Annotated in this window: 18 protein-coding genes and 1 pseudogene; 5 read left to right on the plus strand and 14 right to left on the minus strand. The window is 65.4% G+C overall.

Annotated features, from left to right (window positions below; translation table 11 throughout):
- Positions 1–138 precede the first annotated feature (138 nt).
- Entirely contained in the window at positions 139–1,446 is a 1,308-nt protein-coding gene (locus tag BFE01S_RS30205; RefSeq protein WP_042339073.1) for a chloride channel protein, read from the plus strand.
- 71 nt (positions 1,447–1,517) lie between these two features.
- Positions 1,518–2,147 (plus strand): hypothetical protein, encoded by a 630-nt coding sequence (locus BFE01S_RS30210; RefSeq protein ID WP_156967206.1) that lies wholly within the window; start codon positions 1,518–1,520, stop codon positions 2,145–2,147.
- Positions 2,148–2,190: 43 nt separating this feature from the next.
- On the opposite strand, the gene BFE01S_RS30215 is transcribed toward BFE01S_RS30210, so the two are convergent.
- The 5 genes from BFE01S_RS30215 to BFE01S_RS30235 form a co-directional block, all read right to left on the minus strand.
- Positions 2,191–3,042, minus strand: coding sequence for a carbohydrate ABC transporter permease (locus BFE01S_RS30215; RefSeq protein ID WP_028228713.1), 852 nt, complete (start codon positions 3,040–3,042; stop codon positions 2,191–2,193).
- Positions 3,043–3,052: 10 nt separating this feature from the next.
- Positions 3,053–4,024, minus strand: coding sequence for a carbohydrate ABC transporter permease (locus BFE01S_RS30220; protein ID WP_028228714.1), 972 nt, complete (start codon positions 4,022–4,024; stop codon positions 3,053–3,055).
- Between the two features lie 70 nt (positions 4,025–4,094).
- On the minus strand, positions 4,095–5,348 hold the full coding sequence (locus tag BFE01S_RS30225; protein ID WP_028228715.1) for an ABC transporter substrate-binding protein: 1,254 nt from the start codon (positions 5,346–5,348) through the stop codon (positions 4,095–4,097).
- Between the two features lie 110 nt (positions 5,349–5,458).
- Complete coding sequence (locus tag BFE01S_RS30230) at positions 5,459–7,462, minus strand: beta-galactosidase (RefSeq protein WP_028228716.1); 2,004 nt, start codon at positions 7,460–7,462, stop codon at positions 5,459–5,461.
- Positions 7,463–7,474: 12 nt separating this feature from the next.
- Positions 7,475–8,638 (minus strand): ABC transporter ATP-binding protein, encoded by a 1,164-nt coding sequence (locus tag BFE01S_RS30235; RefSeq protein WP_028228717.1) that lies wholly within the window; start codon positions 8,636–8,638, stop codon positions 7,475–7,477.
- Positions 8,639–8,821: 183 nt separating this feature from the next.
- Here BFE01S_RS30235 and BFE01S_RS30240 point away from each other — a divergent pair, with 183 nt between their 5' ends.
- A complete protein-coding gene (locus tag BFE01S_RS30240; protein ID WP_028228718.1) occupies positions 8,822–9,856 on the plus strand; it encodes a LacI family DNA-binding transcriptional regulator in 1,035 nt (344 codons plus the stop codon).
- On the opposite strand, the gene BFE01S_RS30245 is transcribed toward BFE01S_RS30240, so the two are convergent.
- The 4 genes and pseudogenes from BFE01S_RS30245 to BFE01S_RS30255 form a co-directional block, all read right to left on the minus strand.
- On the minus strand, positions 9,848–10,918 hold the full coding sequence (locus tag BFE01S_RS30245; RefSeq protein WP_028228719.1) for an alpha/beta fold hydrolase: 1,071 nt from the start codon (positions 10,916–10,918) through the stop codon (positions 9,848–9,850). The genes BFE01S_RS30240 and BFE01S_RS30245 overlap by 9 nt on opposite strands.
- 219 nt (positions 10,919–11,137) lie before the next feature.
- Positions 11,138–12,091, minus strand: a complete 954-nt coding sequence (locus BFE01S_RS30250; protein ID WP_028228720.1) for a LysR family transcriptional regulator — start codon at positions 12,089–12,091, stop codon at positions 11,138–11,140.
- A gap of 219 nt (positions 12,092–12,310) precedes the next feature.
- A pseudogene (locus BFE01S_RS46675) lies at positions 12,311–12,427 on the minus strand (MFS transporter); the annotation flags it as partial.
- A gap of 95 nt (positions 12,428–12,522) precedes the next feature.
- Positions 12,523–13,455, minus strand: coding sequence for a LysR family transcriptional regulator (locus BFE01S_RS30255; protein WP_028228721.1), 933 nt, complete (start codon positions 13,453–13,455; stop codon positions 12,523–12,525).
- Between the two features lie 244 nt (positions 13,456–13,699).
- Between BFE01S_RS30255 and BFE01S_RS30260 the strand changes: the two genes are divergently transcribed.
- Positions 13,700–14,131: an OsmC family protein gene (locus BFE01S_RS30260; protein ID WP_028228722.1), complete on the plus strand. Its 432-nt coding sequence runs from the start codon at positions 13,700–13,702 to the stop codon at positions 14,129–14,131.
- A 99-nt stretch (positions 14,132–14,230) separates the two neighbouring features.
- On the opposite strand, the gene BFE01S_RS30265 is transcribed toward BFE01S_RS30260, so the two are convergent.
- Positions 14,231–15,709, minus strand: coding sequence for a cytochrome-c peroxidase (locus tag BFE01S_RS30265; RefSeq protein ID WP_028228723.1), 1,479 nt, complete (start codon positions 15,707–15,709; stop codon positions 14,231–14,233).
- Positions 15,710–15,829: 120 nt separating this feature from the next.
- Complete coding sequence (locus BFE01S_RS30270; protein WP_028228724.1) at positions 15,830–17,509, minus strand: phospholipase C; 1,680 nt, start codon at positions 17,507–17,509, stop codon at positions 15,830–15,832.
- 368 nt (positions 17,510–17,877) lie between these two features.
- On the opposite strand from BFE01S_RS30270, the gene BFE01S_RS44720 reads away from it, so the two are divergent.
- Positions 17,878–18,045: a hypothetical protein gene (locus tag BFE01S_RS44720; protein ID WP_156967207.1), complete on the plus strand. Its 168-nt coding sequence runs from the start codon at positions 17,878–17,880 to the stop codon at positions 18,043–18,045.
- Between the two features lie 107 nt (positions 18,046–18,152).
- Here the strand turns inward: BFE01S_RS44720 and BFE01S_RS30280 are convergent, their stop codons facing one another.
- The 3 genes from BFE01S_RS30280 to BFE01S_RS30290 form a co-directional block, all read right to left on the minus strand.
- Positions 18,153–18,557, minus strand: coding sequence for a DUF302 domain-containing protein (locus tag BFE01S_RS30280; RefSeq protein WP_028228725.1), 405 nt, complete (start codon positions 18,555–18,557; stop codon positions 18,153–18,155).
- 117 nt (positions 18,558–18,674) lie between these two features.
- Positions 18,675–19,214 carry a spermidine N1-acetyltransferase gene (gene speG / locus BFE01S_RS30285; RefSeq protein WP_028228726.1) on the minus strand — a complete coding sequence of 180 codons (540 nt, stop codon included), beginning with the start codon at positions 19,212–19,214 and terminating at the stop codon, positions 18,675–18,677.
- Between the two features lie 204 nt (positions 19,215–19,418).
- The gene (locus tag BFE01S_RS30290; RefSeq protein WP_156967212.1) at positions 19,419–20,690 is read right to left on the minus strand and encodes an ABC transporter substrate-binding protein; all 1,272 of its coding nucleotides are present in this window, start codon (positions 20,688–20,690) and stop codon (positions 19,419–19,421) included.
- Positions 20,691–20,810 lie beyond the last annotated feature (120 nt).

Consider the following 20,810-nt stretch of genomic DNA (forward strand, 5'->3'; position numbering starts at 1 on the left):
CGCATGCTCGGGACTCGCGCTGTGCTGGCTGCTGATCGCGCTCCCCATGAAGGCGCCGGCCCCGCGTAAAACCACCCCCACGACAGCGCAACTGAAGCCCGCGGAGTAACGCGCAACGGCAGCCGGAGGAGAGAGATCGTGCGTATTCTCGCGCTGATAGAGCGCCGTGCGCCGCAGCGCGCAAGACGCCTTTGGCTCCACTACGGCGTATTCTGGCTTGGGGCCGTCGCCGTGGGCCTCGTGGCGGTGCTCTACGCGAGACTCATCGATTTCGGCTATGCACGCTTTCTGCACTATGCCAGCAAGTACGTCTGGTTGCCCTTCATTGCGGCACCCGCGATGGGCGCCATCACGGTCTGGCTCACGCGCCGCTTCTTCGACGGGGCTGAAGGCAGCGGTATTCCGCAGGTGATCGCCGCACTGCACGGCCCCGAAACACTCGGTGCGAAGCTGCTCACGCCGCGCATCCTCGCCGGCAAGATTCTGGTGTCGTTTCTCGCCATACTGGGCGGGTTCACCATCGGGCGCGAAGGGCCAACCATCCATGTCGGCGCTGCGCTCATGTTCAGTCTCCGGCGTTTCTACCCCCACCGCTTCCGGCTAATCCGCCCTGGCGTTCTGGAGCGCAGGCTTGCACTCGCCGGCGCGGCGGCGGGGCTCTCCGCCGCCTTCAATGCGCCACTGGCCGGCGTGGTGTTCGCCATCGAGGAACTGGCGCGCAGCTTCGAGCAGCGCACCAGCGGCGTTCTCATCTCGGCCATCATCTTCGCCGGGGTGGTTTCGCTCGGCATTCAGGGTAACTATGTGTATTTCGGCACGATCGAGATCAGCGCCGGGCTACCGAAGTGGCTTAGCCTGGCGGTCGTGCTGATCGGGGTTGTCGCGGGCGTGCTGGGCGGAATTTTCTGCTGGCTGCTGCTGAATACGCGGCGCTGGCTACCCGGCACGCTCCTCGATTTGCGCAGCCAAAGGCCCGTGGCCTTCGGCGCACTGTGCGGGCTGGTCATTGCGGGCGTTGGCGTGCTCACGCACGGCCACACGTTCGGCAGCGGCTATGCCGAGGCGCGCGGCATGCTGGAAGGCAGCACGCAGGTCGGTCCTGCGTATCCGCTCATGAAGATCGTTTCCATGGTGGGATCGTATCTGCCCGGCGCGCCCGGCGGCCTGTTCGCGCCATCGCTCGCGATCGGTGCCGGTATCGGCAATACGCTGCACATGGTATTTCAGCAAATGGAGCTTCCCATGCTGATCGCACTCGGCATGGTGGGCTATCTCGCGGCCGTCACGCAGAGTCCCATCACCGCCTTCGTCATCGTCATCGAAATGATCAACGGGCATGCGCTCGTCATTTCGCTCATGGCGACGGCGCTCATTGCGAGCCAGGTGTCGCGTTTCTTTGCGCCGCCGCTTTACGAAGCGCTCTCGGAGCGCTATTGGCACAAATAGCCAGGCGGTCCACACGTGTACGCTCGCACCCAGGCCGGTCCGGAACCGCGATTGAAGAGGTTGAAATGAGCATGACAGACAGGCTGGAATTGAGAATACTCAAAGCGACCCGCGTCGTGTGCCTTTGCGCCCTGCTCATCGCGATCCTGTCGATGATCGCCGTCATGCTCTCACTCGCGCTCCCCGCACAGGCCAACGTGGCTGCCGATCCCGCTGTCAACGCGAGCGCCGTGCTGGCTTCGATACCCGGCTCGGAGGCTGCAAACGACACCGATCCCATCGTGCAGCCAACCGGCTTCCCGGGGCTCGAACTCCCTCCCGCGCTTAGCAAGGCGATTGACGAAGACGACGCGCTTCGCGACTCGCTTGCGGACTGGCTGAGCAACGTGCCGGCGCCCTATCGCCAGGCGTTCGTGAACGAGCTTTCCGACGTCGTCGCGCGTGCCAACGCGCACGCCGCGTCCTGGGAATGGGACAATCGCGAACGCTATGTGGGCGCCGCCATGCGCCAGTATGCGCGCCTGAAGATCGAGCACATCGCGGCGGCCGACATTGCCATCGCTTCGGCCAATGCCCGAAGTGAAAACCTCAGAATGTCGATCGGGACGCTCCTCGGCATTGCCGGTTTCCTCACGCTCATGCTGCTTCTGCTCGCCATCGAACTCAATACCCGGGGTTTGCGCACCGGCGCGAGACCGTGAATGGCGGAGTCAGAAAGCCCGTCGCGAAACGGCAATAGACGAGTCACCCCTTGGTTGCGCCGAACGTGAGCCCTGCAACAAAGTGCCTTTGCATGGCAAAGAACATCGCGACCGAAGGCAGCGCCGCCAGCACCGACCCCGCCGACACGAGATTCCACGCCGTGGTCCACTGCCCTTGCAGCGCGGCCACGCCTACGGTAATCGGCGCGGCGTCGTCGCCCTGCGTGAGACAGAGCGCCCAGAAGTAGTCGTTCCAGACAAACGTGAAAACGAGGATCGCAAGCGCGGCGAGCGCCGGCCGTATCAGCGGCAGCACGATGCGAAAGAACACGGTCCACTCGTTGGCGCCTTCGATGCGCGCTGCCTCCACCAGTTCGAACGGCAGTTGCTTGATGAAATTGCGCAAAAAGAGCGTGCAAAACCCGGTCTGAAACGAAAGATGGAACAGGATCAGCGCGCCCACCGTGTTGTAGATCCCCAGCTTCAGCGAGAGATCGCGCACCGGGATCATCAAGACCTGGACCGGCACGAAGTTACCCGCGACAAACGTGGCGAAGAGCGCCGCATTGCCGCGAAACCGGTAGATGGCCAGCGCGAAACCCGCCATCGAGGCCAGCGCGATCGACCCCGCTACCGCCGGCACCGTGATGAGCACGCTGTTCCAGAAGTAATGCAGCATGGGCGACGTAATGAGCGCCTCGCGGTAGTTCTCCAGCATCGCGAAGTGCCTCGGCCAGCCCCAGTAGTTGCCTTCCGCGAGTTCCTCGGAGGAGCGCACTGAAGTAAGCAGCACCGCCAGCAGCGGCAGGAGCCACACAATAAGCGCCACGGGCAGCGAAAGCTTGTAGAGGCGGCGCGAAGCCGGCTTCCATTTGTCGATCGGCAGCGGGTACATTTCGCACTCCCTATTCTTCGGTACGCAGCATCCGCCGCAGGTGATACACGATGTAGATCAGCATGATCCCGAACAGCACCACCGCGATCGCCGCCGAGTAGCCGATGCGGTAGTACTTGATGGCCTGGTCGTACATGTAATAGGCCAGCACGGTCGAACTTTCGAACGGACCGCCGCCCGTCATGACCGAAATCAGGTCGAAGCTGCGCAGCGCGCCGATCACGGTCACGACGATCGCCATGAACGTGGTGGGCCGCAACTGCGGCAGGATCACGTGCCACAGCATCGTCCAGCCGCGCGCACCTTCCATCCTCGCGGCCTCGATCTGTTCCGCGTTGAGCGCCGTGAGCCCCGTCAGGTAAAGAATCATGCAGTACGCGGTCTGCGGCCACAGCGCGGCAAACACGATGCCGGGCGTCGCGTAGCGCGCATCGCCCAGCACCGGCACGCCGTGGCCGAGAATGAGCGCGAGCAACCCGAAGGTCGGGTCGTAGAACCACGAGAAGATGAGCCCGACCACCACGCCGGACAGCACGAACGGCGCAAAGAACAGCGACTTCACGAGCCGGATGCCCGCCACGGACTGGTTCAGGTACAGCGCTACCGCCAGGCCCATGGGCGGTGCGAGCAGAAACAGCAGCAGCCAGATCAGGTTGTTCTTGAGCGCCGTATAGAACGTGGGGGCATGAAAAAGCTCGATGTAGTTCGCGAGGCCGATAAAGCTCGGCGGGCTCATGCCGTCCCATTGATAGAAGCTCAGGCGCAGCGTGGAAAGAATCGGCCATACCACATACACCGCAACCATCAGGCAGGCCGGCGCGAGAAAGAGAAACGCCGCGCGACGCTGCCGGCGCACGGTGGGCGAAGGCCCCCGCGTGCGCCCCGCGCGCCCGCCGCGTCCGGTGCGCGGCGCCACGCCCGGGGGTTCGGACGCATCCCCGTCGGGGATGGCCCTGCGGGTGATGGAATCGATCACGGCCATTCTCCTGAACGAACTTCACTTCACGCTGCAAGGCGGCAAGGCACCGGCCGGGCGCCCCGCCGCGTCCGCATCACTTCTTGTAGATGCGCTGGCGATCCTGCTCGAGCTGCGCCAGGATCTGGTCGATCTTCGTGGGATCGGAGACGAACTCCTGCATGCCCTTCATGCCTTCGTCCGCCATTTCCTTCGTCATGTCGCGATCGTAGAACTGGGCAATGCCGCCGCGCGTGGTCGAAAGAATCTGGAATCCAATGCGAGAAATCGGATCGTCCGGCGGCGGCGACTTGCTGTTGGCCGAAAGCGAGCCGAGCCCTTCGGCAAGCTGCGCGCCGATCGCCGGAGTTTCGACGAACTTGAGGAACGCGTGCGCGGCGGCCTTGTTCTTCGCAGCCGAGGGAATATGCAGCGATTCGACCGGGCCGTCCTCCGCCGTCGGCACGCTGGCGTCGATGATCGGGAAGCGGAAGTAGCCCATCTCGGGCTTCACGTTGGCCGGGAATCCCGCCGAGATGAAGGTGCCCATCAGCATCATCGCGGCCTTGCCCTGGAACAGGAACGGCTGCGCCGCATCGAGGTTGTACGAAAGCGAGTTGTCGATGAAGTAGCCGTTATCGAGCAACTGCTTCCATGTGGCGTACACCTTCTTCACGCGCGGATCGGTGTAGGGAACGTCGCCCGCCATCAGCTTCTGGTGGAACGCGTTGCCGTTCAGGCGCAGGTCGAGATAGTCGAACCAGCCGGCGAGCGTCCAGGCGTCGCGGCCCGCCACGACGATCGGCGTGATGCCGGCCGCCTTCAGTTTCTTGCAGTCCTCGAGGAACGCATCCCACGTTGCCGGCTCGGACGCGATGCCGGCCTTCTGGAACAGGTCCTTGCGATAGAACATGCCCCACGAGTAGTAGACGGTGGGCGCGGCATACTGCTTGCCCTCGTACGAAGACGCTTCCTTGGTCGACGCGTACATGTCGTCCCAGCCGTTCTTCGCCCAGTCGCCGCTCAGGTCCTCGAACAGGCCGCGCTTCGCGTAGTAGGCCATGCGCTCGCCGTCGTGCCAGTTGACGATATCGGGCGCGACCGTGGTCAGCCAGCCGGGAAGCTGAACCTTGTAGGCCTCCTCATCGATGAACGAGACCTTCACGTCCGTTCCCGGATGTGCTTTCTCGAACTCGTCGATCACCTGCTGCCAGACCGCACGCTGGCTGGCGCCCTTGAACGCCACATTCATCGTCATCGTATCCGCCTGCGCGGCGCCGGCCATCAATGCCGCCGCGGTGGCCGCGCCCAGTGCGAGCGTGCTCATTGCCCTGCCGAGTCTCCAGACCATACGTCTCCTCCGTTTCACGTCGTTGTGCGTGCTGCGTGGTACTGCGTTGACCACGGCGCCTGCCAGCCGCGCCGATCCGAATGCGCGCCCGCCTGCGAGCGCGGGGGGCCTCAGGGTGTCCGGTAAGCCGCCACCCCCTGAGGTTCGACCTTGCGGGCGCCGATCACGAAGGCGTCGTCCGCGATGCCGGCAAGTTCGTGCGCCGCGTTGCCGTAGTTGAACACGTAGGTGAATCCGCCGCGCCGGCTGATGCGCACGGCGTCGCCGCACGGTTCGACCGCGAGACCCGCTTCGCGCGCAATCGCGGCGAAAAGGCGCACGCTAAGCGCGTCGTCGAAGAGGCTGGCGAAATAATGCAGCGGGCCGCGGCGCACGTACGCCGGATGACCGTCCGCAAAGCGCGCGGCCACTTCGATGTCCTGCGCCCCGTCCGTGTCCAGCAGATCGCGCCAGTGGCGCGCCTGTCCGCTTGCGCCACTACCCTCGCCCTCACCCTCACCTTGCGCGCGACTCGCGAGCGTGACCGGTTCGGTCACGTTCGGGCGCAGCGACTCCACGCGCCAGACGCGCACCGGCAAGATGCCGGCAAGCGGTCCCGGCGGCAGCGTGGCCGGAATCTGCAGATCGACGGTCTTCGAGCCCGTGCGCGGCCCGAGCACCACCTGCGCGCCCGACTTCGCGAGCCTTTCGGCGAAGCCGTCGGGCACGACCGGCAACGGCGGCACGACGATCATCCGGTAGCCGTCGAGCGGTGCATCGACCGGAACCACGTCGACATCGAGCCCGAGCGCGCGCAGCGCCGAGTAATACTCGAACGCGAAGCGCGGATAGTGGAAGTCCGCGCCCTGCGGGTGAATCTCCAGCAGCCACTTCGCTTCGTAGTCGTAGACGAGCGCAACCGACCCGCGCACGGCCGCATTCGCATCGCCGCCCGCGGCCAGCACCGTGCGGATTTCCTCCGCCACCTGCCCCGCTTCGCGGCCGCCCACGTCGAGGCGGTTGTCCGGCGTGTTGAGGCCGGCGTGCATCTGCTCCTGTGCGAACGGCGCCTGGCGCCAGCGGAAATACGACACGCAGCCTGCACCGTGCGCGAACGCTTCCCAGCTCCACAGGCGCACCATGCCCGGCAGCGGCGCCGGATTCCAGTGTGCCCAGTTGACGGGCCCCGGCTGTTGCTCCATGACCCAGAACGGCAGCTTCGACATGCCGCGATAGACGTCGTGGTTGAACGAGGCAAAGTCGGGATGCCCCGTGCGCAGCCAGCGTGCCTTCAGCGCCGGGTCAAACCACTGCTCTTCGAGGGCGCCGAGCGGGTAGCTGTCCCAACTCGCCACGTCGAGATCGGCGGCCACCTTGTAGTGGTCGAATTCCGTGAAAAGCTGCATGAAGTTGTGCGCCACCGGCCGCCCCGGCGAATGAGCGCGAATGATCTCCACCTGCATGCGGTTGTAGCGCGCCACCTCGTCGGACGCGAAGCGGCGATAGTCGAGCCGGTGCGAAGGGTGCGCCTCCGTGACCGTACCGACCGGCGCATCGACCTCGTCGAAGCTGCGGTACTCCATGCTCCAGAACACCGTGCCCCAGGCCCGGTTGAGCGCTTCGACCGTACCGTAGCGCGCCTTGAGCCACTCGCGAAAGCGCGCCACCGCGGCCGGCGAATAGCTCACCACCGTGTGGTGGCAGCCGAACTCGTTGTCGGTCTGCCAGTAAGCGACCGCGGGATGCCGGCCATAGCGCTCTGCCACTGCCGTACAGATCCGGCGCGACGCCTCGAACCAGGACGGCGAGGAAAAGTCGTAGTGACGGCGCGAACCGAACGTGCGCGCGCGGCCGTCCGCCCCCACCGGCAGAATGTCCGGATGGCGGTCGATCAGCCACTTCGGCGGCGTTGCCGTCGGGGTGCACATCACCACCTGGAGGCCCGCGGCGCCGAGTACGTCGATGGCCCGGTCGAGCCAGCCCCAGTCGTATTCGCCCGGTGACGGTTCGATGCGGCTCCACGCGAACTCCGCGATCCGCACCTGCTCGATACCGAGCGTTTTCATCCGGCGGGCGTCGTCTTCCCAGAGCGACTCCGGCCAGTGTTCAGGGTAGTAACAGACTCCAAGACGCATCCGGGGATCCTCTCAAGCGGGGTGTGCGGCGGGATGTACGGCAGATTCGAGCGGACGGACGGCAAAGCCGTCTTCGGTGAACAGGTGGCATGCGGCGGCCTGCGCGCGCAGGCGCACGCGCTCGCCTTGATGCAGACGCGCCGTGCCGGGCGCCTTCGCAATCAGCACGACGCCTTGCGGGTCGTCCAGGTGAACATAGGTGTGCTCGCCGAGTTGCTCGACCAGCGCGACGCTGCGGGCAAGCACGCTGTCTTCCGGGCCGGCCTGCGTGCCTTCCACTAGCTCCAGATGCTCCGGACGCACGCCGAACGTTACCGCCTCGCCCACCTGCAACGCCCCGCCTTCGACGCCTGCGCGCACCGTTTCGCCGCCATCGAGCGTCACGGTCACGCCGCGCGCGTCGATTGCGGTTACGCGCGCGGCGAGGAAGTTCATCCGCGGCGAGCCGATGAAGCCCGCGACGAAACGGCTGGCCGGACGGTGGTAGAGATCGAGCGGCGCGCCGATCTGCGCGATGCTGCCATACCGTTCGGTGTCCTTACCGGCATGCAGCAGCACGATCTTGTCGGCCAGGGTCATCGCTTCGATCTGGTCGTGCGTCACGTAGACCACGCTGGCCTTGGCGAACTGCTTGTGCAGACGCGCGATTTCCACGCGCGTCTGGCCGCGCAGCGTTGCGTCGAGATTCGAGAGCGGTTCGTCGAAGAGGAACACGCCCGGCTCGCGCACAATCGCGCGGCCGATGGCCACGCGCTGCCGTTGGCCGCCCGAGAGCGCCTTCGGACGCCGCTCGAGCAGCGCTTCGAGCTGCAGGATCCGCGCGGCTTCGCGCACCTTGCGATCGACTTCGTCCCTGGGCGTTTTCGCGAGCTTCAGGCCGAAGGCCATGTTCTCGTACACGGTCATGTGAGGAAAGAGCGCGTAGCTCTGAAACACCATGGCGACGCCGCGCTGCGCCGCCGGCACGTCGTTCACGAGCCGGCCGCCGATCGACAGATCGCCGTCGGTCACGTCTTCGAGCCCGGCAATCATCCGCAGCAGCGTGGACTTGCCGCAGCCGGAAGGACCGAGGAATACGCAGAACTCGTTTTCGCCGATCTCCAGATCGACGTTGCGGATGACCGGAACGCCATCGCCGTACGATTTCTGGACGCCTCTCAGGGAAATGCTCGCCATTGCGCCGTCTCCGTGATTTAATCCACACGAAACCGGAGATTAAGCGCTTAATCAACCTGGCCTGAAAACAGGCGCCCATGGGCCGCCTGCTCGTCTCCGATCTCGTTGTATTTGCAGGTCATGGTGCCGCGCCCGGCGTCACGTTGCAAATTTTGAGCACGCCTCCCAAATAATGAGCATCCCATGGCAACCCTGAGCGAAGTGGCGCGACGCGCCGGCTGCACGCCCGCTACGGTTTCGAACGTGTTGCGCAATCGCGGCCGGGTGGGCGAGCTCACGCGGCAGCGCGTGCTGGAGGCCATCGCGGCCCTGAACTACCGCCCTCACCTCGCGGCCCGCGCGCTTGCGGAAGGCCGCGCACCCACCATCGCGCTGATGGTGTCGAGCATCGCCAACCCGTTCTACCCGGAGTTCGCGCTGGCGGTCGAGCGGGCCGCGCGCATGGGCGGCCAGTTCCTGATCATCTGCAATACTAACGATGATCCGGTGGCCGGCCGCGCGTATCTGGAGCAGATCGCCGGCACGCTTTCCGAGGGGGTGCTCGTCATGAACGCCAATCTCGACTTCGCGGATCTGCAGAAAACCGAGACGCGCGGCACGCCCGTCGTGCTGTGCATGTGGGAACGGCCGCTCGAACCGCCGGGGTTGCCGTGCGTTGCCGTCGATTTCCGGCTTGCGGGCCAGTTGGCCGGACAGCATCTGCTCGAACTCGGCCATCGCCGGATTGGCGTGATCGTGGGCAGCAAGGCGTCGGGCATCCACGTCGCACGGCACAACGGTTTTTTCGACGCGCTGTGCGCGGCCGGCATCGACGCCGGCAACATACCCGTGCTGCATGCACGCGATACCACGGCGGGCGGCTATCAGGCCACGCGCGAACTGCTCGAGGCGCACCCCGACCTCACCGCCATCTTCGCGACCAACGACCTGCCGGCACTGGGCGCGCTGCACGCGGCGGCCGACCTGGGCCTCGACGTGCCGCGCGATCTCTCGGTGATCGGCATCACCGACATTCAGCTGGCACGCGAGGCGCGCCCGGCGCTGACCACGGTCGCCGTGCCCACCGTCGAGGCCGCCGAACTCGCCGTGATGCTGTTGCGCGACCTCATCGAAGCAGGCTCGCGCGATGCCGGTGTAGAACCGTGCATGCGCGTCGCGTCGGCTTCGTGCCTCGTGGTGCGGGATTCGACCGCGACGGCGCGCGCATCTTTACCCTGAACCCCAGGCCATGCGGAAGCCATCCACGTCGATCACCGCCTGGGCAAACGCCTGCGGCGCCTCTTGCGGCAGGTTGTGGCCAATGCCGCCCGTCACGGTGCGGTGCTCGTACTTTCCCGTGAACTTGCTCGCATAGGCGGCAGGCTGCGGATGAGGCGCACCGTTCGCGTCGCCCTCCATCGTGATGGTCGGCACACCGATGTTCGGCGCCGTTGCGAGTTGCTGCTCGTACGCGTCGTAACGGGATTCGCCCGCGGCCAGACCCTGCCGCCAGCGGTAGTTATGGACGGTGATCTCCACGTGGTCCGGGTTGTCGAGTGCGGCGGCGCTGCGCGCGAAGGTGGCGTCGTCGAATGGCCAGTCGGGCGACGCCTGCTTCCAGATCAGCTTCGCGAAGTCGTGCGTATGCTGCGCGTAGCCCGCCCTGCCACGATCGGTGGCGAAATAAAACTGATACCACCACTCGTGCTCGGCCTCGGGCGGCAGCGGCGCGAGCCCCGCTTTCTGGCTGCCGATCAGATAGCCGCTCACCGAAACGAGCCCCTTGCAACGCTGCGGCCAGAGTGCGGCAACGATGTCGGCCGTGCGCGCCCCCCAGTCGAAACCGGCCACGATGGCCTGCTGAATCTCCAGCGCGTCCATCAACGCGACGACATCGACCGCCAGGGCGGAAGGCTGCCCGTTGCGCAGCGTGTCGTTCGAGAGAAAGCGTGTCGATCCATAGCCGCGCAGATGCGGCACGATCACGCGGTAGCCCGCGGAAGCCAGCAACGGTGCGACGTCAACGAAACTGTGGATGTCGTAGGGCCAGCCGTGCAGCAGCACGACGGGCGTGCCGTCGCGCGGCCCGGCTTCGGCGTAGCCCACGTCCAGCACGCCCGCGCGAATCTGCTTGATGGACGTGAACGACGTATGCGTACCCGGTTTGAGCCCGGGCACGGCAGGCTTCGTGGAAGCGGTCTGCGCGTGCGCGGAACCCGCCATGCCGAACTGGGCGGCCGCGAGCAGCAGGGTTCCGCCGGCCAGCAAACCGCGTCTGCGCAAATCGATCGTTTCCGGCATTTTCTCTCTCCTGATAAGGGATGAACATTGAGCGGTAGCGCTTCAGGCACGAGAGTAGCCGAGGCTTGCGGGCGCACGCGTAGCCCGTTTGTATCGCCGTGTATCTGCGCGTTGTACGGAAACGTGGCTATACAAAAATGCCGCCGGCAGGGTTCTCGCGAGCCATTCGCGAACCGTGACGGGGGCAACGTAACGCAGATGAGCGCAGATGAGCGCGGATCAACGCGGCTTGCGGCGCGCCTCGCGCGAACGCTTGCGCTGCGATTGCACGAGGTGTTCGACGAGGAAATCGACGAACACCCTCACGCGCGAGGACAGATAGCGCCCATGCGGATACAGCAGGATGAACGGCCGCGTACTGCGCACGCAATTGCTCAGCACTTCCACCAGCCGCCCTTCGCGCAGGTCCGCTTCGACGATGAAACGGTAGGTCTGAAACAGGCCCGCGCCGCTCCTCGCGAGCGTGACGCCCGCGAGCACGTCGCCCGAGGTGCCGTAGCCGCCCTCGGTCGCGATGTCGGTTTCGCCGGTTTCGTCTTCGAAGGTCCAGGCGATATTGCGTCCGCTGCTGGGGCGTTCGAACTGGATGCATTCGTGCGAGCGCAGATCCTCCACCGTTTGCGGCACGCCCGCGTTTGCGAGGTACGCGGGCGCGGCCACCACGGCAAGCTCGGCGTCTTCCAGCTTGCGCGCGACCAGGTTCGAGTCGTCGGGGGCGCGCCCGCGGATCGCGAGGTCGTAGCCTTCCTCGGCAAAGTCGATGTTGCGGTTGCTCAGATGCGCCTCCACCCTCACCTCCGGATAGCGCGCGCGAAAGGCGGGCAAAAGCGGCAGCACGCGATAGTGCCCATAGGGCGTGGGCATGCTGATTCGCAGCACCCCGGCGGGCGTGCTCTGCTGACCCGTGGCCTCGCGCTCGGCATCGACGAGTTGCGAAAGCGCCTCGCGGCATTGTTCGAAGTAACGCTGCCCGGAATCGGTCAGGCGTATCTGCCGCGTGGTCCGCACGAACAGACGCACGCCGAGGCGCTCTTCGAGCCGCGCCACCGATCGGCTCACGGCGGCCGGCGTGACGCTCGCCGCGTTAGCCGCGAGCGTGAAGCTGCCCTGCTCGGCGGCAAGGCAAAAGAGTTCGATGCTGCCGAGCAGCAGGTCGCCGAACTTGCGTTGCATGTGCCCGCTCCCGATGCCTACGTCCTGCCATGACGCAGCCGCGCGCTCGATTTCACCACGATTCCTCCGCGATTCCTCCACGATCCGGGCATCGAGCCGTCGTGGCGACGGAAGCGCGTCAGATACGAACGTCCCGCATCTGTGCAAGGCACTCGCGCATCTCGCTTTCGAGTTGCGCGAAGAGCGCCGCCGCAGGCTGCGCCCGATCAGCGACATCACGATCGCCATGCCGATGGCGGCGCGTACGAGCATGGGCTTGCGGCCGAAGCGGTCAGCCAGGCGCCCCCAGAACGGCGCCGTGAGCGCCGTGCCGAGAAACGTCGCGCTGAACGCCACGCCCGACCACTGATCGATGGAAGCGAGTCTAGATTAACCGGTAAATAGAGAGAATCCATGGCGTGCGTAAGCCATTCTTCCGCCGGCCGATTGAATCAGCCGCCGTTCTGGTCGGTGATGCGCTGGAGCTTCGCGAAGTGGGCGCGCAGGCGCGGGGTCGCGAAATCGACGAACGCGCGCACCTTGGGGACCGAAAGCCGCCCGTGCGGCGTGAGCAGATGGATGGGCAGCGGCGCATGCTCGCTGTCGCGCAGGACGATCTTCAGCGCGCCCGCCTCCACGTGGCCGGCCACGTGATAGGAGAACACGCGCGTCACGCCGTGCCCGGCCAGCACCGAGGCGACGGCGCCGCGGATCGTATTGACCACGAAGCGCGGCGCGAACTGGACGACGAGCGGGAGCGCGGCCTTCCCGCCCGTGGGAAAGCTCCAGGAGTCGAGGCCGAAGTGCGTCATCGAAACGATGCTGTGGCGGGCGAGATCGGCGGGCTCGTTAATTGGAGGATGCGAGGCCAGATAATCGGGCGACGCCGCCACCACGCGCCGCACCTCGCCGATGGGCACCGCCACGAGCGTCGAGTCGGCGAGGTGCGCGAAGCGCAGCGCCACGTCGATGCCTTCGTCGATGAGGCTCACCGGCCGGTCCAGCAGTTGCAGGCGGATCGACACCTCCGGATGCCGGTCGATGAACTCATCGAGCAGCGGGCCCAGCACGTCTTCGCCCGCGGCCACCGGTGCCGTTACCGTGAGCAGCCCGCGCGGCGCCGAGCGTTCGTCGGCTACCAGCATGTCGGCTTCCTCCAGATCGGCGAGAATGCGCCGGCAGGCCAGCGCATAGCGCTCGCCCGCCTCGCTCAGTTTGATCGTGCGGGTGGTGCGGTAGAGCAGCGGCGTGCCCGTATGCGCTTCGAGAAACGCAATGGCCCGGCTCACGGCCGCGGGCGAGCGCCCGAGGCGGCGGCCGGCGCCGGCGAGGCTGTTTTCGTCGAGGGCGGCGATGAAGACCTTCATCGCGTCGATTCGGTCCATTTCGGGTCGTGAGTGAGTACGCGGCTCGTAGGCGTGCTGCCGCAGTCTAACGCAGGGCGGGGGCGTGCCTCGCTCGTCGCGGCACAGAGGGCCACACAGACGCAGCCCAGCCACTCGGCTTTTTCTCCATAATGCCGTGGCAAAGGACATGAAACAGGATGCGCGCAGAAACACGCGCGATGCAGCCGCCGCGGCACGCGCCTTGCGGCCTGCCTCTTTCCCCTCGACACCACGGAGACGCATTATGCAGAAGACAGCATCGGCAAAATGGCACGGCGGCATCAAGGACGGCCAGGGCACCATCTCGACGCAAACCGGCGTGCTCAAAGACGCGCCCTATGGCTTCGCCTCGCGTTTCGAAGGCGGGCCGGGCACGAACCCGGAGGAACTCGTCGGCGCGGCGCATGCGGGCTGCTTCACGATGGCGTTCTCGCTCTTTCTCACCAACGCGGGCTTCAAGGCGGACAGCATCGAAACGAAGTCCACGGTCACGCTCGACAAGGTGGGCGAAGGCTTCGCAATCACGGCGTGCCATCTGGACATGACCGCGAAGATTCCCGGCATCGACCAGGCCACCTTCGAAAAGCTCGCTACGGGCGCGAAAGAAAACTGCCCCATCTCGAAGCTCTTCGCCAACAACGCGAAGATCACGCTGAACGCCACGCTCGCGGCGTAAGCGAACCGCTCCAGAAAAAAAGCCCAAACAAAAGGCCGCATCGATGCAAACTCGATGCGGCCTTTGTCGCAATGCGCGCCAAAAAACGGCGCGCGCCCTTTACTTCGTCGTCACCGGATCGTCGTTGAGCGTCTTGAGGAACGCGATGATGTCGCGGATATCGTCGTTCGTCATCGCCGGGCGGTCGCCGAACTTGCGGTCGAACGGCGCGTCCGTGATATCGACGTTCTTCTGCAGCGACGCCGGAATGTCGTCGTACTTTTCGATCTTGCCGTCGGGGCCGCGCGGGTAGAACTTGCCCGGGTCCGTGTTGCGCTCGTTGTAGAACGCCATCACGTGATCGAGGTCGTGGTAGATGCCGTTGTGGAAGAACACGGTGCGCGTGGCCGAGTTGCGCAGCGTCGGCGTGAGGAACATCGCGCAATACTGCGTCTGGTCCTTCAGGTCCTGGCGGAACGGCCCGCACACGCCCAGATCGAAGAACTTCGGGTCCTGGTTCTGCGCGAGCTTGCGGTTGCGCGGCACCCCCAGCGCCTCGTACTGATAGTCGGTGAACATCGGCGGCAGGCCATCCTTGCCCGGCTTCGAGAGGTGGCAGCCCGCGCAGTTCGCCTTGTTGGGGTCGTTGAAGAGGCGCAGCCCGTGCAGTTCGGCCTGGCTCAAACGCGCATGCCCTTCGAGCCAGCGGTCGTACTTGCTGTTGTACGGATGGAAGGACGGATCTTCCACCTGATAGCGCGAGATCGCGAACATCGCTTCGGAAACGGCGAGTTTCCTGTCGCTGAAGATGCGCGACCCGAAGAGGTCGGTGAAGCGTTTCGCGTACGGCGCCTTTTCGAGCTTCGCCGCCACGCTGTCGACGCTCGTGTTCGCCATTTCCACCGGGTTCAGCAGCGGACCATAGGCTTGCTGCTGCAGCGTGTCCACGCGGCCGTCCCAGAAGAGGCCGCCCTGCGGCACCATTTCGACCGAGGTCGAGGGGCCGCCCGCCGTCTTCTGCGACTTGACGACGTCGGCCGACGAAGCCGCGAGCTGCGCCACCGTGGGCGCGTCGTCGCTCTCGCCGGCGTCCGGGCCGATGCTGAAGTTGGGCTGGCGGTACAGGTACATGAGCGACGGCGGCGGACGATAGCCTTCCTGGGTCATCGCGAGGCCGCCCGCCTGGACGTCGAGGCCGTTCGGCGGACCGTACGCATGACCGGGGCTGTGGCACGACGCGCACGACTGCTGGCCGGAGCCCGAGAGCGACTTGTCGTAGAAGAGTTCCTTGCCGAGCTGCGCCATGGCGGAAAGCGGCGCGACCGGCGGACGCTGGAGCACGACCGGGTGCGGATTCGCGCCCGTGAGATTTTCGACGATGAGGCCGACGGAATCGGGCACGTCGGCCGGATACGCGAGCGCGAAGGCGCCGAAGCCGAGCGCGGCCACCACCGCCACGAGCACGGCGCGCACCGCCAGGCGCGCAGCCGAGGGCGCGCGGCGCGGCGCGCCCGAGCCTGCCCCCGGCGAACCCGGAGCGGCGCCGGGGGCGGCCGAAGACGGAGAAGACGAAGAGGACGACGCGGAAAGCTCAGTCATGATGCGATCTTCTTGTGCGGAACGATATATGCAAAAAAGCCGTGCGAGCGCCGCACGGCATGAACCTTCGCGGCGAGCCGGCCGGCAGCATGGCCCGGCGGCTCGCCGTCTCCAGCGGGATCAGGTGGACGGCGGCGAGCTGACCTGCGTACCCAGGGTCGGGTCGAGGTACATCACCGGGATGTTGCCCGAGCCGGTGAAGTTGAAGAGCGCACGCATGTCGCCTGCCGTGGCGTCGAACGAACCCCCGCCAAGACGCGCGCTGCCTAGCCAGTTGTCCTCGATGAAACGCACGACCGAAGCCTGGTTGATGAACGTGTGGTCCACGTAGTTCGGCTTCGCCCACGGCGAGATCACGAGGAACGGAATCCGCGTGCCCGGGCCGCAACGGCCGTTGACCGGCGCGCCGGCAACACCCGTCGGCTGCGTGCCGCTGCCGCACACGCCGTTGCCGTTGAGCTGGTCGATCGCGTTCGACGACGACGTGACCGGCGCCATGTACTGGTGGTCGTACCAGCCGTCCGAATCGTCGTAGGTCACGACGACGGCCGTGTTCTTCCAGTCCGGCTGCTGCATCAGGAAGTTCACCACCTTGGTCACGAACTGCTGCTCGTCGAGCGGGTCCGAGTAGCCGGCGTGGGCGTCCTGGGCGGCCGGGGCCTTCAGGAAGCTGACCGACGGGAAGTTGCCCGCCTGCACGGCTGCGAAGAAGTCATTCGTGTCGTACTGGTGGTTCGCCGGTTCCGGCGTCTTGCCGTCCGTTTCGAGGCTCGAGCCGATCGCGGCCGTCGAGCTCGGGCGCGTGTGCTGCGGGTTCGCCGTGGACTTGAAGTACTGGAACCAGTTGTGGTGCGGCACGTAGTCGGCCGTCGCGGCGTTCACGGCCGTGGCGATCGTGCTGCGCTTGCAACCCGTCGTGCCGTTGCTGTTCACGGTCTGCAGGTTGAAGCCGCCCATGAAGCCGCCCCACGAGATGTTCTGCGCGTTGAGCAGGTCGCCGATGTTCTTCGCATTGATCATGCCCGTATCGGTCGTGCTCGAGCACAGGTCGTAGCCCGGATCGACGTCGCCGATCAGGCCCAGACCGCCTGCGCCGTCCTCGATGAAGTAGGACGAAGCGGCAAGCGTCGAAGCCTGCTTCGACGTATTGACGATTTCGAAGCCGTTGGTCTGACCCGAGACCACTTCGAGCGCGCCCGGCGTGGACGGGCCGTAGGTGGCCGTCCAGGCGTTGTCGCTCATGGCGAACTTCTGTGCGTAGTTCCACAGCGCCGTTACGGTGTTGCCGTCGAAGTAGCCCATCACCTGGCCCTTCGTGCCGAACGCGCCGGCGCCGCCCGAGGTGCCGCTACCCGTGTACTTCGGGAAGAGGTCGAGCGCGCCGTTGTCGCCGGCTTCCTGCTCCGGCGTGTAGGCGTGGTTCTGGTCGGCCGTGGCGGCCTGCGTGCGGTCGAGACGGAACGGATTGGCTGCGCCTGCGCCGTTGGCCGTATTGATGAAGTTCGGGTTGGACGTGAGGAGGGAACCCGAAAGACCATTGGGCGTTGCCGTGCCCGCAGCGGCCGTGAAGGCCGGCTCGCCGGACGGGTTCGTGGCGTTCGGGTAGGTGGCGAAGTAGTGGTCGAACGAGACGTTCTCGTTGTAGATCACCACGAGGTGCTTGATCGGCGTGGCGGTGTTCAGCGCATCCTGCGCGGACACCTGAGCGGTGCTCGACCCCGGGTTCGAACTGCTTCCGCACGCGAAGAGCGCGGCGGCAAGGCCAGCGCACGGCACGGCGAGTAACACACGGCGATTCATGTTAAGTGGGCTCCATCGATTCTTCGAGTTGGTTTTTAGAGTCCTGCAAGACGCGACGAAAACGCGTGATCCATGTGGCCGCGTCGATCAGGGATTGCGCCATACATCAGAGCGACCGCATTACAGCATCGCAAGATGACTACACGGCGACCGTTTAATTTCCTTTTCCTTTCTGATGTTTTCATTGCCGAAAGGAAGTGGCGGATTTTGCCGTGTCCGGTGGTCCCGGAAAGGTGCCTGCTGCCTGTCTTCTCGCGCTCCTCGCGCCCTTCCCGCCTCGCTACGCCGCGCCACCTGTTGTTGCACTCTCCGGCGCGCGAGCTATAACGAAAGTGCAGTGCGGATGTTCTCTGCGCGAGCACCAGAGCATGACCGACGACGCGAATGCGTCGGCCCAGGCCGAAACCGACATGTCGTATGGCGGGGTGGCCGATACGGGCAGCATGTCGGGCGTGTCGGGGATGTCGGGCGGGCACATGCGCACCGGCAAGATGTGCTGGCCGCGCTCGCAGTGCGAGGCGCCCGCGGGGCAGTGAGGCGGGGGGGTATCGTTGATGGTGCTACGTTGACGGTCCGCTATCCGGCCCATTCCGGCGGCTGTCGTGCGTCAGGGCACGCCACGCGGCCGCCGGACCTCGCCCGGCTACTCCAGCGCCCCTTGCAGCAACGGCGGCACGAGCCTGAGCGGCGCGAGGACGTCGGGCTCGATGCCGTAGAGCGGCCCGAGTGTCTGCGCAACGTCGCGATAGTCCACGTGCGTGCCGCCCTCGTCGTCTTCCCACACCACGAGACGCAGCGGCAATTCGAGCGCCGCATGGGGATTCGCCACCATCACCGGTGTGCCCGCCTTCGGATTGCCGAACAGGATGAGCCGCGTGCGGCGCAATTCGAGCCCGGCGAGCACGGCGGCCTCGCGCTGGTCCACGTCGGCGAACACGATGGCGCCGGCCGTGGCCAGCGCGGTCTTGAGCCTGGCGACGGTCGTGTCGAGATCGTGCGGGCTCACGAGTGTCAGCAGGGATGAGGGGTGTTGCGCATGTCCGGTCATGGCGGAGCTCCTTCGCTAGACGCTCGCGCCGGGTAGACAGCCGTCGCGTTGCGTTGGATGCGTTGAACGCGCATCCACCCCCACTTTAGTTCACGCGCGCGGCAATGCAATGCGCCGTCACCCTGCCTGGCGGCGCTCGAAGAAGTCGCGCTGGAACTGGCACATGCGCAGCGCGTTGTGATATTTGCCGTTGCCGAAAAATTCCTCGATCAGCTCGGCCTCGTGCCGGAAGCCGCACTTCTCGTAGACGTGGATCGCAGCCGCATTGGTGGAATCGACAATCAGATAGAGCTTGCGCAGATTCAGCACCGCGAACGCGTAGTCGATGGCGAGTTGCGTGGCGCTCGTCGCATAGCCGCGGCCCTGGGCGTGCGGCGCAATGATGATCTGGAATTCGCCGCGCCGGTGGATATAGTCGAGTTCGATCAGCTCGACGAGGCCGACGAGTTCATCCGCGCTGTCCACGGCCACGAAGCGGCGTTCGCGCTGGTCGTGCACATGGCGGTCGTAGAGTTGCGAGAGCTCGGTGAAGGTTTCGTACGGTTCCTCGAACCAGTAGCGCATGATCTTCGCGTCGTTGTTCAGTTCATGCACGAATTTCAGGTCTTGCCGCTCGAGCGGGCGCAGGGTGAGGCGGTTGTCGCGTTCGACGGTCATAGCGGTTTCTCCCTTTTTTATGCCGGGCCGGCTCGATACGGAGTTCGATACGGAGCCGGTCGCCGGGCGATCCTCGTTAGTCCAGCCGGACCCCGCGAAGGTTCACGCCGGCCGCGCCGCTGCGGCCCTATACCACAGCAGCGCGGAGCACGACGAAGGAGAAAGCAGGACCGGCCCCGAAAACACCGGCCGGTGCGCTGCAAACTACTTCAGGTATCCCGCCTGACGCATGGCGCGCTCCGTGGCGGATTGCCCGGCCTGCAACGCCTGATCCACCGTCAACTGCCCAGCCAGTGCACCGGCAATACTCTGCCCGACCATCGCGCCGAACGACTGGAATTCGGGTATGGCCACGAACTGGATGCCCGTGTACGGCACGGGTTTCGCAGTCGGATGCGTGGGGTCCGCGGTCTCGATCGCCTTCTGGACGAACCCGGCGAACGGTGCCGCCTGCTTGTACTCGGCGATCTGATAGGTCGAAAGCCGGGTACCCGGCGGCAGCGAAGCCCAGCCGATATCGGAACCCACCATCCTGATGTATTGCTTCGAAGTCGCCCACTCGATGAACTTCTTCGCCGCATCCTGGGATCGCGAGGTCTTGGGAACCGCGAACGCCCACGACCAGAGCCACTGCGACCCGTTGCGCGTGGCCTGGACCGGCGCCGGGGCAAAGCCCACCTTGTCGGAGACGGACGACTCCTTGGGGTTGTAGAGAATGCCCGCGGCGCTGGTGGCGTCCACCCAGATCGCGCACTTTCCGCTCGTCATCAACGAAAGGTTTTCATTGAAGCCGTTCGAGCTGGCGCCCGGAGGGCCATCCCGTTTCATCAGGTCCACGTAAAAGTCGATCGCGCTTTTCCATTCGGGCGACGTGATCTGAGGCTGCCATTTTTCGTCGAACCAGCGCCCGCCGAACGTGTTCACGAGCGTGCCGACATAGGCCATGTTCTCGCCCCAGCCCGCCTTGCCGCGCAGGCAGATGCCATAAACGCCGTTGGCCTTGTCGGTCAACTTGTCGGCAAGCTGTGCGATCTGCGCGTAGGTCGGCTGGCTCGGCATCGTGAGGCCCTTCGCCGCGAACAGGTCCTTGCGATAGAACGTCATCGAACTTTCCGCGTTGAACGGCAGCGCATATAACGTGCCGCCATAGGAGAGGCCGTCGCGGACCGTCTTGAACAGGTCGTTGGTATCGTAGTCCGCCGGCAGATTGTTGAGCGGAACGAGCCAGCCACGCTTCGCCCAAAGCGGGGCTTCGTAAAGACCAATCATCAGTACATCGAACTGTCCGCTGTTGGTCGTAATGTCAGTGGTCAGTCTCTGGCGCAGTACGTTTTCTTCGAGAATCAACCAGTTTAGTTTGATATCCGGGTTCGCTTTCTCGAACTCGGACGAAAGCTTCTTGAGTTCGATCTGATCGTTGTTGTTCGGCACCCCGATCGTCAACGTCGTCGCGTGTGCGGTGCTCGCGACCACCATGCCGAAAAGGGTCGCCAGGAGCAACCATCGCCGGCGGAGTGCGGGCAGAATCCGGCGACTGATACCAGGCTTCATCTTCATTTTCGTCTCCTCAGTTTCCATCGTGCATAGATTGCGTAC

The sequence above is a fragment of the Paraburkholderia ferrariae NBRC 106233 genome (genome assembly GCF_000685035.1).
In the GTDB taxonomy this organism is placed as follows: domain Bacteria; phylum Pseudomonadota; class Gammaproteobacteria; order Burkholderiales; family Burkholderiaceae; genus Paraburkholderia; species Paraburkholderia ferrariae.

Excerpts from the sequence above, each read along its gene's own strand:
- BFE01S_RS30210 (WP_156967206.1), top strand. The coding sequence starts at position 1,518 with ATGACAGACAGGCTGGAATTGAGAATACTCAAAGCGACCCGCGTCGTG.
- BFE01S_RS30215 (WP_028228713.1), bottom strand. The coding sequence starts at position 3,042 with ATGTACCCGCTGCCGATCGACAAATGGAAGCCGGCTTCGCGCCGCCTC.
- BFE01S_RS30220 (WP_028228714.1), bottom strand. The coding sequence starts at position 4,024 with ATGGCCGTGATCGATTCCATCACCCGCAGGGCCATCCCCGACGGGGAT.
- BFE01S_RS30225 (WP_028228715.1), bottom strand. The coding sequence starts at position 5,348 with ATGGTCTGGAGACTCGGCAGGGCAATGAGCACGCTCGCACTGGGCGCG.
- BFE01S_RS30230 (WP_028228716.1), bottom strand. The coding sequence starts at position 7,462 with ATGCGTCTTGGAGTCTGTTACTACCCTGAACACTGGCCGGAGTCGCTC.
- BFE01S_RS30235 (WP_028228717.1), bottom strand. The coding sequence starts at position 8,638 with ATGGCGAGCATTTCCCTGAGAGGCGTCCAGAAATCGTACGGCGATGGC.
- BFE01S_RS30240 (WP_028228718.1), top strand. The coding sequence starts at position 8,822 with ATGGCAACCCTGAGCGAAGTGGCGCGACGCGCCGGCTGCACGCCCGCT.
- BFE01S_RS30245 (WP_028228719.1), bottom strand. The coding sequence starts at position 10,918 with ATGCCGGAAACGATCGATTTGCGCAGACGCGGTTTGCTGGCCGGCGGA.
- BFE01S_RS30250 (WP_028228720.1), bottom strand. The coding sequence starts at position 12,091 with ATGCAACGCAAGTTCGGCGACCTGCTGCTCGGCAGCATCGAACTCTTT.
- BFE01S_RS30255 (WP_028228721.1), bottom strand. The coding sequence starts at position 13,455 with ATGGACCGAATCGACGCGATGAAGGTCTTCATCGCCGCCCTCGACGAA.
- BFE01S_RS30260 (WP_028228722.1), top strand. The coding sequence starts at position 13,700 with ATGCAGAAGACAGCATCGGCAAAATGGCACGGCGGCATCAAGGACGGC.
- BFE01S_RS30265 (WP_028228723.1), bottom strand. The coding sequence starts at position 15,709 with ATGACTGAGCTTTCCGCGTCGTCCTCTTCGTCTTCTCCGTCTTCGGCC.
- BFE01S_RS30270 (WP_028228724.1), bottom strand. The coding sequence starts at position 17,509 with ATGAATCGCCGTGTGTTACTCGCCGTGCCGTGCGCTGGCCTTGCCGCC.
- BFE01S_RS44720 (WP_156967207.1), top strand. The coding sequence starts at position 17,878 with ATGACCGACGACGCGAATGCGTCGGCCCAGGCCGAAACCGACATGTCG.
- BFE01S_RS30280 (WP_028228725.1), bottom strand. The coding sequence starts at position 18,557 with ATGACCGGACATGCGCAACACCCCTCATCCCTGCTGACACTCGTGAGC.
- speG (WP_028228726.1), bottom strand. The coding sequence starts at position 19,214 with ATGACCGTCGAACGCGACAACCGCCTCACCCTGCGCCCGCTCGAGCGG.
- BFE01S_RS30290 (WP_156967212.1), bottom strand. The coding sequence starts at position 20,690 with ATGGTGGTCGCGAGCACCGCACACGCGACGACGTTGACGATCGGGGTG.